Origin of the sequence: Streptomyces sp. NPDC008238, assembly GCF_042956445.1 — a bacterium.
Classification (GTDB): Bacteria; Actinomycetota; Actinomycetes; order Streptomycetales; family Streptomycetaceae; genus Actinacidiphila.
On sequence record NZ_JBIBGK010000007.1, the window covers coordinates 273,652 to 288,290 of the forward strand.

14 protein-coding genes are annotated in these 14,639 nt (G+C 72.9%); 5 read left to right on the forward strand and 9 right to left on the reverse strand.

All coding sequences use genetic code 11. The features are described from left to right. Nucleotides 1-102 precede the first annotated feature (102 nt). Both ACFZAU_RS18485 and rsgA read left to right on the forward strand, forming a co-directional pair. A complete protein-coding gene (locus tag ACFZAU_RS18485; RefSeq protein ID WP_500553007.1) occupies nt 103-1,167 on the forward strand; it encodes a hypothetical protein in 1,065 nt (354 codons plus the stop codon). Nucleotides 1,168-1,399: 232 nt separating this feature from the next. Then, nucleotides 1,400-2,521, forward strand: a complete 1,122-nt coding sequence (gene rsgA / locus ACFZAU_RS18490) for a ribosome small subunit-dependent GTPase A (RefSeq protein ID WP_500553008.1) — start codon at nt 1,400-1,402, stop codon at nt 2,519-2,521. Between the two features lie 42 nt (nt 2,522-2,563). Here the strand turns inward: rsgA and ACFZAU_RS18495 are convergent, their stop codons facing one another. The 5 genes from ACFZAU_RS18495 to ACFZAU_RS18515 form a co-directional block, all read right to left on the reverse strand. After that, a complete protein-coding gene (locus tag ACFZAU_RS18495) occupies nt 2,564-2,695 on the reverse strand; it encodes a hypothetical protein (protein ID WP_431965331.1) in 132 nt (43 codons plus the stop codon). A 141-nt stretch (nt 2,696-2,836) separates the two neighbouring features. Beyond that, nucleotides 2,837-4,246 carry a GH1 family beta-glucosidase gene (locus ACFZAU_RS18500; RefSeq protein WP_500553009.1) on the reverse strand — a complete coding sequence of 470 codons (1,410 nt, stop codon included), beginning with the start codon at nt 4,244-4,246 and terminating at the stop codon, nt 2,837-2,839. Nucleotides 4,247-5,084: 838 nt separating this feature from the next. Next, complete coding sequence (locus ACFZAU_RS18505) at nt 5,085-5,990, reverse strand: carbohydrate ABC transporter permease (RefSeq protein ID WP_500553010.1); 906 nt, start codon at nt 5,988-5,990, stop codon at nt 5,085-5,087. Continuing rightward, a complete protein-coding gene (locus ACFZAU_RS18510; protein ID WP_500553012.1) occupies nt 5,987-6,943 on the reverse strand; it encodes a carbohydrate ABC transporter permease in 957 nt (318 codons plus the stop codon). Before ACFZAU_RS18510 ends, ACFZAU_RS18505 begins: the two co-directional genes overlap by 4 nt. A gap of 99 nt (nt 6,944-7,042) precedes the next feature. Further along, the gene (locus ACFZAU_RS18515) at nt 7,043-8,347 is read right to left on the reverse strand and encodes an ABC transporter substrate-binding protein (protein ID WP_500553013.1); all 1,305 of its coding nucleotides are present in this window, start codon (nt 8,345-8,347) and stop codon (nt 7,043-7,045) included. 470 nt (nt 8,348-8,817) lie between these two features. Here ACFZAU_RS18515 and ACFZAU_RS18520 point away from each other — a divergent pair, with 470 nt between their 5' ends. From ACFZAU_RS18520 to ACFZAU_RS18530, 3 genes are all read left to right on the forward strand, one after another. Next, a complete protein-coding gene (locus tag ACFZAU_RS18520) occupies nt 8,818-9,855 on the forward strand; it encodes a MarR family transcriptional regulator (protein WP_500553014.1) in 1,038 nt (345 codons plus the stop codon). 104 nt (nt 9,856-9,959) lie between these two features. Next, complete coding sequence (locus ACFZAU_RS18525; RefSeq protein ID WP_500553015.1) at nt 9,960-10,397, forward strand: roadblock/LC7 domain-containing protein; 438 nt, start codon at nt 9,960-9,962, stop codon at nt 10,395-10,397. 85 nt (nt 10,398-10,482) lie between these two features. Then, a complete protein-coding gene (locus ACFZAU_RS18530) occupies nt 10,483-10,872 on the forward strand; it encodes a hypothetical protein (RefSeq protein WP_499601996.1) in 390 nt (129 codons plus the stop codon). A gap of 11 nt (nt 10,873-10,883) precedes the next feature. Here ACFZAU_RS18530 and ACFZAU_RS18535 read toward each other — a convergent pair whose 3' ends face one another. The 4 genes from ACFZAU_RS18535 to ACFZAU_RS18550 form a co-directional block, all read right to left on the reverse strand. After that, the gene (locus tag ACFZAU_RS18535) at nt 10,884-11,933 is read right to left on the reverse strand and encodes a LacI family DNA-binding transcriptional regulator (RefSeq protein ID WP_500553016.1); all 1,050 of its coding nucleotides are present in this window, start codon (nt 11,931-11,933) and stop codon (nt 10,884-10,886) included. A gap of 115 nt (nt 11,934-12,048) precedes the next feature. Beyond that, nucleotides 12,049-12,870 (reverse strand): polysaccharide deacetylase family protein, encoded by an 822-nt coding sequence (locus ACFZAU_RS18540; RefSeq protein WP_500553017.1) that lies wholly within the window; start codon nt 12,868-12,870, stop codon nt 12,049-12,051. 153 nt (nt 12,871-13,023) lie between these two features. Then, nucleotides 13,024-13,506, reverse strand: coding sequence for a DUF456 domain-containing protein (locus tag ACFZAU_RS18545; RefSeq protein ID WP_500553018.1), 483 nt, complete (start codon nt 13,504-13,506; stop codon nt 13,024-13,026). 80 nt (nt 13,507-13,586) lie between these two features. Then, nucleotides 13,587-14,576 carry a helix-turn-helix domain-containing protein gene (locus tag ACFZAU_RS18550; protein ID WP_500553019.1) on the reverse strand — a complete coding sequence of 330 codons (990 nt, stop codon included), beginning with the start codon at nt 14,574-14,576 and terminating at the stop codon, nt 13,587-13,589. Nucleotides 14,577-14,639: the final 63 nt, after the last annotated feature.

The window sequence follows — 14,639 nt, forward strand, 5'->3', positions numbered from 1 at the left end:
CGGGCGTCACGGTTGGGCAACACCCAGCTCACGGCGGCAGCCGCACGCGCCCGCGAGCGCATCATGTGATCAGGGTGGGGACGTCAAAAGGGGGCGGGACCGGTGGAGTTCACGGTGGAGCGGACGCTCGCGAGACGCGGCCGGCGGTGGCTGACCGGAGGCCTGGTCGCGATCGGGGCGGCGGTGGTGTGGCTGGTCGCCTCCGGGAGCGCGACGGCCCCCCTGATGCTGGCGTTCCTGGCGGGCGTGGTGGCCTGGAGCGGCGCGAAGGACCTGCGGAGGTCACGGCAGCCGTTCCGGCTGCGCATCGACGCGTTCGGCATCGCGCTGCACGACGCGGAGCTCGCCTGGGAGCAGATCGACAGCGTCTCCCTCTGGCACGTCCCCAACACCGGTGAGGACAGCGAGACCACCACACCGCCCAAGCCGCGGCTCACGCTCTGGACGGCACCGGGCGTCGTCTTCCCCCGCAAGCCCGACCGCGGCCGGAGCGACCGGCCGCGCTACACGCTCGTCGACTGCGAGGACCTCGACCAGGGCGTCTCCGATCTGACGGCCGTGCTCGCCGAACACGGCGGCGCCGCCTTCGAGACCGCGCCGCGCGGCGTGCGCCCGCCGATGCCGGTGACCGTGGCGGGGCCGGAACTGCGCGTGCCCGGCGGGGAGCGGCAGTTCGTCGACGACCGCAGGGCCGGCACCTGGACGCTGGTCTGGGCGGCGCTCGCCGTCGTCTTCAGCTACTCCTTCTGGGAACTCGTCCACGGCCGCATCATCGGCCCCGAACCCTTCACCGCCTTCGGCCCGCTCGGCGCGATCGGCTGCTGGTACCTCACCGGGCGGTCGTTCCGGCGCTGGCGCAAGCCGCTGCGGCTGCGCGTCGGGTCCGCCGGGATCGGCATGCGCGAGGCGACCCGCGAGGAGTCGTTCTTCTCCTGGAAGGACATCGCGGCCGTCACCGTCGGCCGCCCCCCGACCACCGAGGACACCCGCCCGTGGCTGGTGGTGTGGCCGCTGCCGGGCAGCCGACCCTACGACAACCCCTCCTACCTGGTCGACGGCCACAAGGCCTACGCCCTGGTGCGCCTCGACCGGCTGCCCGGCGGGGTGGCCGCCGTCGCCCCCGTGGTGCGGGAGTACGCGGGGGAGCGCTACGCCGAGACGGCCTGAGCCGTCCGCGGAAAACCGGTTGCGGGGGCCCACCACGCACCGGCTAGGGTGTCCCCGTCAGACCGCGAGCGAACCGGGAGGTGTTGGAACGATGACTGCCGTCGAGCAGGGCGCTGCCCGCATCCAGAAGATCGTCAACCCCACCTCAGCGGTCGCCGGCTGACCCATCCCGTCGCGGGACAACCCGACGGCACAACCGTGCGCGACCGCCCTCCCGAAGGGCTCTCCTCCGTTGACCAACGGATCCGTCCCGCAGCCGTCCACCGCGCTCACCGCCTACGGCTGGGACTCCGCACTCGACTCCGACTTCGCCGTCCACGCGGAGCGGGGACTCACACCCGGCCGCATCGTCCGCGTCGACCGCGGGCTGTGCGACGTCGTCCTCCCCGACGGCCCGGACGGTCTGCGGACCGTACGCGCCGACACCGAGGACGTCTTCACCCGCGACCCCATGGGGATCGCCTGCACCGGCGACTGGGCCGCCGTCGACGAGACGCCGGCCGACGGCCCCGCCGTGCGCGCCCTGCTGCCGCGCCGCACCACCTTCGTCCGTTCCACCTCCTCCAAGCGCTCCGAGGGACAGGTCCTCGCGGCCAACGTCGACCTGGCGGTCATCGCCGTGTCGATCGCCGCCGAACTCGACCTCGGCCGGCTCGAACGCTTCGTGTCGCTGGCGTGGACCAGCGGCGCCCAGCCCCTGGTCGTCCTCACCAAGGCCGACCTCGTCGAGGACACCGCCCACCTGCTGGACGACGCGCGCGGCGCGGCACCCGGCGTGGAGGTCCTGGTCGTCAGCGCCGCCACCGGCGACGGCGTGCCGGAGGTGGCCGGGGCGCTGGCCGGCGCCACGTCCGTCCTGCTCGGGCAGTCGGGCGCGGGCAAGTCCACGCTCACCAACGCGCTGCTGGGCCGCGAGGTCCAGGAGGTGCAGGCCATCCGCGACAGCGACGGCAAGGGGCGGCACACCACGACCACCCGCGACATGCTGCCGCTACCCGGCGGCGGGGTGGTCATCGACACCCCGGGGCTGCGCGGGGTCGGACTGTGGGACGCCGACGCCGGTCTCACCCAGACGTTCTCCGACATCGAGGCGCTGGCCGGCGAATGCCGCTTCCACGACTGCTCACACGAATCCGAACCCGGCTGCGCGGTCCTCGCCGCCCTGGACGACGGCGTCCTGACCCACCGCCGGCTGGACAGCTACCGCAAGCTGCTCCGTGAGAACGCGTGGATCGCCTCGCGCACCGACGCCCGGCTCCGCGCCGAGATGCGGCGCGAGTGGAAACTGCGCTCCGCCGCGGGGCGCGAGATGTACGAGCGCAAGCGCGGCGGCGGTCACCGCAAGGTGTACTGACCGGATCCGGCCCGGCTCCCCCACGGGGAGCCGGGCCGGCGGTCATCCGGCTCCGTTGTGGCGCTCACCGCCACGGCGCAAGGTCAGCGGGCTGCCCTCGTGCCAGAAGGTGTAGACGATGCTGCCGAGGCCGAGCGCGACGATGACGACGCCGAGGACGATCGAGTAGACCATGGCTCCTCCAGCCCGTTCGGGATGCGTTTTACCGCACCTTCACCTTCGATGTTCGAACGTGACCTTCCCGTGGCCGTGCCGTCTCACACGCGCGACGGCCCAACTCACAGCCCAGCGACCCGAGTTGTCCGTATGTGCGGCTCATGCCGACGGCAGTCCGCCCCGGGCGACGACCCCGGCGTACCAGCGGGCGCTGTCCTTGGGCGTACGGCGCTGGCTCGCGAAGTCCACGTGCACGATGCCGAACCGCTTGCCGTACCCGTAGGCCCACTCGAAGTTGTCCAGCAGCGACCACAGGAAGTAGCCCTGGACGTCCGCGCCGTCGGCCACCGCCCGCTGCACCGCGGCCAGGTGCGCGTGCAGGTACGCGATCCGCTCCGGGTCGTGGACCGCGCCCTCGGGATCCGCGTAGTCGTCGTACGCCGCGCCGTTCTCGGTGATCAGCAGCGGCACACCCGGCAGCTCGTCCCGCAGCCTGAGCAGGAGTTCGTGCAGGCCCTGGGCGTCCACCGGCCAGTCCATCGCCGTCCGCGGCCCCGGCGCCGGCACGAACCGCACGTGCGCCTCGGCCCCCGGCCACGGGGACGGTGACGCATGGGTGCCCGCGGCCACCACGGTCGGGGCGTAGTAGTTGAGGCCCAGCGCGTCCACCAGACGGGAGATCGCCCCCAGGTCGCCGTCCGCCACGAACGACCAGTCCGTCAGCGCCGCCGTGTCCCGCAGCAGGTCCTCCGGGTACGCCCCGCGGAACACCGGGTCCAGCCACAGCCGGTTGGCCAGCGCGTCGACCCGCCGGGCCGCCTCCGCGTCGGCCGCGCCCGCGGTGTGCGGGCGCACCGCCGCGAGGTTCAGCGTCAGCGACACCTGCGCCGGCACGGGCAGTCGCTCCCGCAGCACGCCGACCGCCAGGCCGTGCCCCAGCAGCAGATGGTGCGCCGCCCGCAGCGCCGCCTCCGGCTCCGTCCGGCCCGGCGCGTGCACGCCCTGCGCGTAGCCCAGGAAGGCCGAGCACCACGGCTCGTTCAGCGTCGTCCACAACGGGACCCGGTCCCCGAGCGCGTCCGCGACGAGCCCCGCGTACTCCGCGAAGCGCTCCGCGGTGTCGCGCACCGGCCAGCCTCCCGCGTCCTCCAGCTCCTGCGGGAGGTCCCAGTGGTACAGGGTGAGGACGGGACGGATCCGGTGGTCGAGCAGCTCGTCGACGAGGGCCCGGTAGAAGTCGAGCCCCTTCTGCACGGCCGGGCCCCGGCCGGTGGGTTGTACGCGTGGCCACGACACGGAGAAGCGGTAGTCCGTGAGGCCGAGCTCCGCCATCAGCGCGACGTCCTCGCGCATGCGGTGGTAGTGGTCGGCGGCGATGTCCCCGGTGTCGCCGTTGCGGACCCTGCCGGGGGTGCGGCTGAAGGTGTCCCAGATCGAGGGGGTGCGGCCGTCCTCGTGGGCGGCGCCCTCGATCTGGTAGGCGGCGGTGGCCGCGCCCCACCGGAACCCTCCGGGGAAGCCGAGTGTCGTGTGCGGCGCGTTGCGAGTGCGGGGTGCGGTCGTGGTCATGCGTGCGTGCTCCTTGTGTGCCGGGTGGGTTGTGGTTGCGGTCCGTGGTTGTGTGCGGGTTGTTTGCGCCTGCGGGCGGCTGCGCCGTGTTGCCTCGTTGTTTGCGTGCACGTTGTGTGCGCCTGCGGCGGGCTGTTCGCCCACCCTCCCGCCCGATTGCCCGGCGCGATTGGTGCGGGCCTGCGCAAGTTCGTCTGGGGTCGGGGCCGCGCCGGCGCACGTCCTCAACGCTCGCGGTTTACGCCAACGTCATTCGGCGCCGGGTCCGCCGCTCGTCGTTTCCGGGCGCACCCCGCCACACCCCCTCCCGTCGTATGAGCGCACAACGGCCGGTGGAGGGTCAGAAGGCAATCCGGGGCGCCCCGAAGCGCCCTCTGACCCCCGCGGCCCCGTGGTTCAGGCCCGCATCATTCGGCACGGGTCCGCCACCCGACTCCCCCCGGCTTTCGGCCAGGGGGAGCGCCCCGCCACACCCCTCCCTGTTGTGCGGGCGCAGGGTGTCCCGTTGGGGGTGCGTTGGACAGGTGCGGTGCCCCGGGCTGCCTTGTGACCACCCACCGGCCGTTGGTCGCCGTCGATTCGGAGGGGGTGGGGTCGTAGGGGTGGGCGTTCTGGACGCTGACGTGTATTTGATGTGCAGCAGCGACGGCACCGACGAGTGCTGCCCGCCATGCACATAAATATGCGGTACAGAATGCCCACCCCGGAGGCCCCGCCCCCGGCCCACCCAGCCACAGAGCGCAGGCCCGCACCAACCGTGCCGGGCAATCGGGAGGGAGGGTGGGGGAGAAACCCCAACAGAAACCACGACGCAGCCGCACAACCACCCACCGCCCCCTTACCCCTTCACCGCACCCTGCATGATCCCCCCGACGATCTGCCTCCCCAGCACCCCGAAGACCAGCAGCACCGGCACCGTCCCCAACAACGTCCCCGCCATGATCACGGACTGGTCGTGCACGTACCCCCCACCCAGTTGCCGCAAGGCAACCTGCACCGTGGGCTCCTGCGACGTGAGCGCGATGATCGGCCAGAAGAAGTCGTTCCAGGACGCCATGAACGTGAGCATCCCGAGCACCGCCATCCCCGGCCGGGCGACCGGCACGACGATGCTCCAGAAGATCCGCGCCGTCGAGGCCCCGTCGACGCGGCCCGCCTCGATCAGCTCGTCCGGCAGCGACTGCACGAGGTACTGCCGCATGAAGAAGACCCCGAACGCCGAGACGAGCCCGGGGAGGATGACGGACTGGAGCTGGTTCACCCACTGCAGCTCCGCGATGAGCATGAACAGCGGGATGACGCCCAGCTGGGGCGGGATCATCATCGTGCCGACGGTCAGGGCGAGCAGCGCGTTGCGGCCCCGGAAGCGGAGCTTGGCGAAGGCGAACCCGGCGAGCGTGGAGCACAGGACGGTGCCGACCGTCACCGACCCCGAGACGACGAGGGAGTTGAGCAGGGCCTTGCCGATGTCGGCCTGCTCCAGCACCTGGCGGAGGTTGTGCCCGAGGTTGCCCCCGGGCAGCAGTGCCGGCGGGCTCGCGGCGAGCTCCGCGTTGGAACGGGTCGCGGCGACGATCGTCCAGTAGAAGGGGAAGGCGGAGATCGCCGCCGCGACGATCAGGACGGCGTAGGCGAGCGGCCCGCCGTGGTGCTGCCGGCCCGCCCGGGAGGGGCGGAGACGAGTGAGGGGACGTGCGGTCCCGGCGTCGCGGCCGGCCCGCGCCCGTGTGAGGAGCGCGCTCACCGGCGGGTCCCCTTCCGTGAACGGCGCCGTGCCAGCGCGGTGTTGAGCAGGACCAGCAGGACGATGAGGACGAACGTCACCCAGGCGATGGCGGCGGCGCGACCCAGGTGGAAGTAGCCCCAGCCCTGCTCGTACATGTAGAGGCCGAGGGTCTGGTACTGGTGGGAGATGCCGCCCGAGATGCTCCCCTCGAACAGCAGCGGTTCGCCGAAGAGCTGGGTGGCGCCGATCGTGGAGACGACGATCGTGAAGAGGATCGTGGGCCGCAGCCCGGGCAGCGTGACGTGGAGGAACTGCCGCCACCGCGAGGCGCCGTCGAGTTCGGCCGCCTCGTACAGCTCCCCGGGGACGGACTGCATGCCGGCGAGGTAGATCAGCGCGTTGTAGCCGGTCCACCGCCAGGTGACGATGGTGGAGACCGCGACCTGCGAGGCGACCGTCCCGGACTGCCAGTCGACGGGCCCGATGCCGGCCAGCCCGAGCGCCCAGTTGACCAGGCCGAAGTCGCGGCCGAAGAGCTGGGCGAAGACCAGGGTGGCGGCGGCCACGGAGGTGGCGTACGGCAGGAGCATCGTGACGCGGAAGAAGGTGCGGCCGCGCAGCTTGTAGTTGAGCAGGTGGGCGAGGCCGAGCGCCATGAGCAGCTGCGGCACGGTGGAGACGACGCCGATGGTGAAGGTGTTGCGCAGCGCGGTCCAGAAGAAGTCGTCACCCAGGAGCGCGGCGTAGTTGTCCAGGCCGCGCCACTCCATGTCGCCGGGGGTCTGGAGCTCGACGCGGTAGAGGGAGACGTACGCCGTGTAGAGCAGCGGGAACAACCCGAACGCGGCGAACAGCGCGAAGAACGGCGCGATGTAGGCGTAGGGCGACAACCGGGCGAGCAGTCGCCGCGGGGGCGCGGGGGCTGCCGGGGGCGGGGCGGGGGACACCGGCGCGGCGGCGGTCAGGGTCATGGGGGACCTTCGGGTCGGGGGAGTGGCGGGGCGGGGCGGCCGGGCGCGGAGGACCGGGGCTGCGGTCCCGCGCGCCCGGCGCCGGCGGGGCGGGGGCCGTCAGCCGACGGCGTTCTCGACGCCCTTCCTGGCGTGGCTCCACGCCGTCGCGGAGTCCGTGCCCTTGCGTTCGACCTCGCCGAGCGCGTTGGTGATCTGCTGGTTGACGTCACCGTCGTGCACGCCGAGCACCTGCACCGGCGAGGCCTCGGCGGCGGCGCCGAAGATCTGCCCGATGGGCGCGTCGCTGAAGTACGGGTCGGTGACGTCCTTGACGGACTCGATCGCCCCGACGTTGGAGGGGAAGCTGCCCTGCTTCTTGAAGAGCTTGGCCTGCTGCTCCGCCGCCGTCAGCCACTTGACCAGCTCGAAGGCCTCCTTGGCGTGCGCGGAGCCCTTGGGGACGGCCAGGTAGGACCCTCCCCAGTTGCCCGCCGCGCCGCCCGGGAGCGGGGCGACGTCCCACTTGCCCTTGCCGGTCTCGCCGGCCTGGCCCTTGATGTAGCCCAGCATCCAGGCCGGGCATCCGATGGTGGCGAAGGAGCCGCTGCTGAAGGCCTGGTTCCAGGCGGGCGTCCACTGGGCGAGCTTGGCGCTCAGTCCGTCCTGGGCGGCCTTCACGGAGAGGTCCCAGGCGTTCTTGACGGCGGCGTTGTCGTCGTAGATCAGCTTGCCGGAGGCGTCGTAGTAACGTTCCTTCTCCTGGCCGACGATGACGGAGTAGAGGCTGCCGACGCTGTCGACCCAGGCGCTCTTGGCCCCGGCCTTCGCCCTGTACTGCCGGCCGAGTTCCAGGTAGCCGTCCCACGTGGACCACTTCTGCGCCAGCTCGGCCCGGCCGGTGGGCAGTCCCGCCTTCTCGAGCAGGTCGGCGCGGTAGCAGATCGCCTCGGGGCCGACGTCGGTGCCCAGGCCCAGGGTGCGGCCGTCGGAGGTGGTCGCGGCGGACCACTTGGCGGCCGAGAAGTCGGCCTTGAGCTCCTTGGCCCCGAGGGCTCCCAGGTCCTCGAACCTGTCGGCCTGCTGCTGGGTGACCGACGCGATGCGCCCCACCTCGATGCCCTGGACGTCGGCGAGGCCGCCGCCGCCCGCGAGCCTGGTCTGCAGGGCCTTCCAGTAGTCGGCCTCGTTCTCGGTGCTGCTCTCCTTGACGGTGACGCCGGGGTGGAGCTTCTCGTACTCGTCGTACAGGCCGGCTTCCTTGTAGCCGAAGGTGCCGAACAGGTCGACGGTGATCGTGACCTTGCCGTCCTTGTCCGCGGACGTGCCGGTCGAACCGGATCCGCAGGCGGCGAGGAGCGCCCCGGCGAGCGCGACCGCCCCGAGTCGGAGGGTGGCGCGTCTGGCGGCTCGGGCGATGGGCATGGAAGCCTCCCATGGCTTCGGGACGGGTGAGAGGGCTCTCGTGCACGGCTCTTGAGAGCGCTCTCAAGCGATGCCCAGGAGAGTGCCGCCGCAGCCGGTGGTTCGTCAAGAGTCGAATGGATAACGGCCGGTGGGACGGCTCCGGGTCCCGTGCGGCTCCACGTCGTGACGGCATGTCCGGCCGGCGCCGTGACCCTCCGCGATGCTCTCCGGAGCCCGTGCCCATGGGCGCGGAAACGGTCGTGAAAGGGAACGGAATTGACATCTGTAGGGCTCAAGCATTCGTCCTCGGCCATGTCGTGCGATGGCCGGAGGGGGGTGTCGGAGGGCTGCTAGAAATTACCCGCCGGCGTGAATGTTCGTGCATGAGTACGGCTTTTCCGCGCCTCCCGTCCGTACGTCCGCGAGCCCGCCCGTATGCCCGAACAGACGCAGCAAGGGGAGCGATGACCTCGGCACCATCGGGTTCCGTGCCCGCCCGGAATGCCGCTCACGGTCTGCTCGGCCGCGCGCTGTCCAGGTGCCACGACGAGCGGGCCACCGGTGTGCTGCGGGTGCAGGGCAGCCCCGGCGGGGCCTTCCACCTGCTCGACGGCGCGGTGGTGGCCGTCGAGAGCCCCGGCGCGCCGGGGGTCGGGACGCTGCTCGTCCGCTCCGGGCGCATCGACGCCGACGAGTGGAACGCCGCCCACGACGCCGCCGGAACGGGGCTGTGGCCGGGCGCCGCGATCGCCGCCGGGGGACGGCTCGGCACGGCCGAGTTCCAGGTGCTGCACATGATGGCCGTTCAGGACGCGGTCTTCGCCGTACTGGCCGGACGGCTGGACAACTGCGCCTTTGACCCCGACGCGCCCGGAACCGTGCCGGCCGCCCTGCCGGCGGGCCTGGCCCCCGGCGTGGAACCGGAGGAACTGCTGGTGGAGGCCGGTCGCCGGCTCTCCGCACTGGCCTCGCTGCCGCGCCCGGTCTCCCCCGACCGTGACCGGGTCGCCGCCGTGGGGCCGCCCGCGTGGGCGGACGAACCGCTGGCCCCGGTGCGCCGCGAGATCCTCGGCTGCGCCAACGGCCGCCGCAGCCCCCGGGACATCGCGTTCCTCATCGGCCGCGGGGTCTACACCATCACCGTGGAGGTCGCCCGGATGTGCGCCGAGGGCCTCGTCGAGACGGTCCCGGCTCCACCCCCGGCGGACCCGTCCCCGCCGTCCGCCGCGGATCCGGTCCCGCCGCCCCCCGACCCGTTCGGCGTGCTCCGCGCCGAGCCGGCCGGGCCCGCCGCGCCGGGTCCGTCCGCCGATCCCCCGCAGGACGTCCCGGACCCGGGACCGTACCCGCCCGTACCGGACCGGGAGCCGGGCGAGGTCCCCACCGCGGCCCCGGTCGCCGAGGGCCTGCCCCGCCGTGAGCCGGGCGCCAGCGGCATTCGCGAGGCGCTCGACGCGGGCCGTCCGCAACCGGGCTGGAAAGGATTTCTCCGGCCGCGAGGACGGAGCCGGACCGATTCCCCGTGACCGCAGTCCGATGACCGATTCCCCGTGACCGATTCCCCCGTGACCGGAATCCCCCGGGGACCGACCGAACACCGAACGAAGGGAATCCAAGGAGGTGCACGTGCATGAATCATGACGCCCTGGTCGCCGAGATGCGCGCTTTGCGGGACCGGGTGGTCGGTGTCACCGACACGGCCGTCGCGGCCGTCGACGGCCTGCTGATCGCCGCCGACACCGAGGACGCCATCGACCCCAACGGGCTCGCCGCGCTGGCCGCGGCCAGTCTGGGACTGGCCCGGCGGATGGCCGCGGCGGCGCTGCGCGGTCCGCTCCGCAGGACCGTGACCTGCAGCAGCGGCGGCTACACCGCCGTCTACGCGGTCGGCGAGACCGCGCTCCTCGTCGTCGTGGGCGACGAGGGCGTGAACGTCCCCCAGCTGCACGTCGAGGCCAGGTCCGCCGTCGAGCGCATCGGCGCGATCCTGCTCGCACCCGATCCCGGCCCGGGCGCCGTGCCCGCGCCGCCGGAGTCCGCGTACGACCCCGAGAGGGTCCTCGGATGACGACCCCGCCCCCCGCGAAGACCGCAGAAGGAGTGCTGTGAGCACCACCGGAAAACGCCCGCACGGCAATCTGTCCGACCAGGTCATGGGCCTGGTGAAGACCCTGCGCCAGGAGGTCCCCGACTGCCTCGCCGCCGGTGTGGTCGACATGTCGACGGGCATGCTGCTGTCCGTCGACACCGTCGACAGCCATCCGCCGGAGGTCCTGGACCTGCTCGCCGCGGCGACCCTCGACCTCTTCCAGGGACGCACGGTCGTGATGATCGAGGACGTATTCAAGGAGCGCCGCGGGGTCACCAGCGACGCGCACTATTTCCAGGAGATCCTGGTCAACAGCGACAACCTGACCCACCTGTTCATGCGCAACAACCTGAACGAGGACGTCGTCGCCGTCGTCGTCTGCCGCCGTTCGGTCAACGTGGGCATGCTCTTCGCCCAGGCCCGCCGTGTGGTCAAGGAGCAGGGCGCGTTCTGAGCCCCGGCCGGTCAGGCGCTGGCGCGCCGCACCAGCCGGGTGGGGGTGACGAGCGAGGACAGCGGACGGCCGCCGCTGTCCTCCTCCACCCGCCGCTCCAGGCCGCGGACGAGCAGCCTGACCATCAACCGGCCCATCTCCTCGATCTCCTGACGGATCGTCGTCAGCGGGGGATCGGCCAGCTCGGCCACCGAGGCCATGTCGTCGAAGCCCACGACCGCGACGTCCTCCGGCACCCGCCGGCCCCGCTCGCGCAGCACCCGCAGCGCGCCGCACGCCATGAGGTCGGAGGCGACGAAGACGGCGTCGACGTCCGGCGCCCGGTCCAGCAGCACGGCCATGGCGCGCGCCCCGCCGGCCTCGGAGAAGTCGCCCTCGACGACCAGGCGGGGGTCGGCGTCCATGAGGATGTCGTGGTAGCCGTCGAGCCGGTCGACCGACGCGGTCTGGTCCAGGGGGCCGGTGACGGTCGCGATCCGCTCCCGCCCCAGCGAGACCAGGTGGCGCACCGCCTCGCGGGCCCCGCCGCGGTTGTCGGAGTCCACGTACAGCAGGCTGCGGTCCCCCTCGGCCCCCGGCCAGCCGGGGCGCCCGCCGAAGACGGTGGGCAGCGCGATCCGGCGGATGATGCCGGGCAGCGGGTCCTCGGCGTGCAGCGAGAAGACCAGCGCGCCGTCCACGTGCCCGCCGGCCAGGTAGCGGCCCACGCGGTCGTAGTCGGCCGTGCCCTCCACCAGCAGCAGCACCAGCTGCGAGTCGTGCACCGCCAGCTCACGGCTGATCCCGAGCAGCTGCTGTGCGAAGAAGGGGTCCGCGAAGACCCGGGTCTCCGGCTCCGCGACGATGACGGCGACGGCCCCGGTGCGCCGGGTGACCAGCGAACGGGCCGCCTGGTTGGGTACGTAGCCCAGCTCCTCGACGGCCTTGCGGACCTTCTCCACCAGCACCTCGCGCACCCCCGTCCCGCCGTTCACCACGCGGGAGACGGTGGCCCGGGAGACCCCGGCCCGTTCGGCGACGGCCTCGAGCGTCGGGCGTGCTCCGGAGATCTGGTCGGACAAGGGGTGCTCCTCTCGGGACGGGAACAGCGTAGTCCCTCCCGGGAGCGAGGAGAGAGCGCTCTCCCCGCAGCTCGGAGGCTGTTTCTGAGAGCGCTCTCCACGGGTCTCCCGGCGGTCAGCGCACCGGGAAGCCGAAGCTGTAGCCCTGCTGCTTCAGCCAGGGCAGCACCTGCCGCAGCGCCTCGACCGTCTGGCCGCGGTCCCCGCCCGCGTCGTGGAAGAGCACGGTGGGCCCGTTGGGGATCTCGTGCTCGACGGTGGACACCAGCGTGGCCGTGCCCGGCTGCTTGAAGTCCTCGGAGTCGACGTTCCAGCCCAGCGGGCGCATGCCGCGGGACGCCGCCAACTGGCGGCTGTACGGGGTGAAGGCACCGCCCGGAGCCCGGTAGTACAGCGGGCGGACGCCGCCCGAGGCGCGGGTGATCATGCGCTCGGCGTCCAGGATCTCCTTCGCCTGGTACTCCCGCGACTTGCTGTTCATCGTGGTGTCGTGCGTGACGCTGTGGTCGCACAGCCGGTGCCCGGCGGCCACCACGGCCTTCACCAGGTCGGGGTGGGCCCGGGCCTGCGTGCCGACCATGCAGAAGGTCGCCTTCACCCCGTTGTCCGCCAGCACCTGGAGGACCTGCGGGGTCCACTGCGGGTCCGGCCCGTCGTCGATGGTGATGTTGACGCCCCGGGGGCCCTTGTCGGAGGCGTGGGCGATGTCCATGTTCACCACGGGCGCGGGCAGCGCCTCGTCCGGCACGGAGGTCTGCCCCGGTATGGGGCGCGGCGGGGCGGAGGCGGAGGGCCTCGCCGGACGTTCCGCCGCCTGCCGCCCGTCGGCGGTGCCCGCCTGGGCGGTCCACACCGACGCCAGCGCGGCCACCCCCGCCACGCCCAACGCCGCCGCCAGCACCCGGCCGTTCGTCCCGCGCATCCCGCTCCACCCCATGTCGCACCACTCCCCGCGTCCCGTGTTCCGTGTGCTGTGTCCGCACCTGCACACGGGATGACGGGGGCGGGGCGCCGGGGGATCCGGCTGTTACGGAGCCCTGACGATTCCGGCGACGGACGGCGACGCAGCGGGCCGCGGGTCTAGGCCGGCCTAGGAGGTGAGGACGGCCGCCAGCCACGCCCCGGCGACCAGCAGGCACGCGAACAACTCGACCAGCAGCGCCGTTCCGGCGGCGCGCATGGCCGTACGGGTGGAGGACCAGGCCGCGCCGTGGCTGCCGAGCCGCAGCCGCTCGCCGCCGTAGAGGGAGAGGGTGAAACCGGCCGGCGCGCCCACGACCGGCAGCAGGAAGAAGCCGGCGACGGCCCACAGCCCCGCGACCAGGAAGGCCCGCCGGGGCACCCCGGCCTCCCGCACCGACCGGGTGGGCAGCAGCAGTTGGACGGCCTGGTTGAGCAGCAGCACACCGGTCGCCGCCGCCAGGACGCCCCAGGACAGGGACGTGTGCAGATGGGTCGACCACCACAGGACCGCCGCCCAGCACATCAGCGGTCCCGGCGCGCCCGGTACGAGCACGCCCAGCAGTCCGGACAGCATGACGGCACCGATCAGGCACAGCTGTCCGGTCCCCATGGGCCCAGCGTGCCGGAAGCCGGGCCCGGACGCCCCATGGTTTTCCGGCCTCGTAGGGCGGCGCCCCGCGTCAAGGCGCCTCAGCCGCGGCTGCGTTCCACCCAGCCACGCTCGTACGCGTGCCAGCCCAGTTGCAGCCGGGTCGACACCTCGGCGAGCTCCATCAGCCGCTTCACCCGGCGCTGCACCGTCCGCAGCCCCAGCTCCAGTTGCTTGGCGACGCTGGCGTCGGTGAGCCCGGCCAGCAGCAGCGACAAGATCTGCAGGTCGAGGGCGTCGGGCGCATCCGGTGACTCCTCCCGCGGAACGCCTCCGGCGCCCAGCCGGATCGGCGCGGCCTCGCGCCAGACGCCCTCGAACAGGGCCGTCAGCGAATCCAGCAGCCCGCTGCCGTGGACGACCAGCGCCGCGGGGCGGCCCGCGTCCCGGGCCATGGGCACCATCGCCAGCGAACGGTCGGCCAGCACCAGCTTGGTCGGCACCCGTTCCACCACCCGCACCTGCTCCTCGCGGCCCAGCGCCGCGGTGAGTTCGGCGATGCCGTTCGGGCCGCTGATGACCTCGCGCTCGACGACCACGCGGAAGCTCACCCCGCGTTCGGCTGCGCGCTCCTCGGCGGTGTTCTCCATCCCCGACACCACCATCGGGGTCCCCGTCACGAGGGCGCAGACCTCCTTCTCCGCACCCAGTTGGAGCTGGTTGAAGCGGTGCGCCACCGCCCCGGCCCCCGTCACCACCTCCACCAGGTCGTGCGCCGAGGGCTCCGCAGCCACGCCCCGGTACTCCTGCGCCAGCGCCGCGGCCGTCATCTCGGCCTGCTCCAACCGGTGCCGCTGCTGGGTGAGCAGGGCGCCCAGCGCGACGGTGGGCGGGGCGGCCACCCAGCGTCCGGACCGGGCGGAGGAGCGCGCGACCAGCCCCTGCCGCTCCAGCAGCCGCAGGACCCTGGCCGCCTCGTCCTCGGGCAGGCCGAGCCGGTGCGAGAGGTCCACGACCTCGGCGGCCCCCAGCCCCACGAGGGCGCGGTACGCCGCTTCCTGGGCATCGTCCAGCCCTATGGCACCGAGCACGGGCACCCCTTCCGGATCCGCGGGACACGACACGCGGGCATGGCGGAAATGAGCCATGGCGTA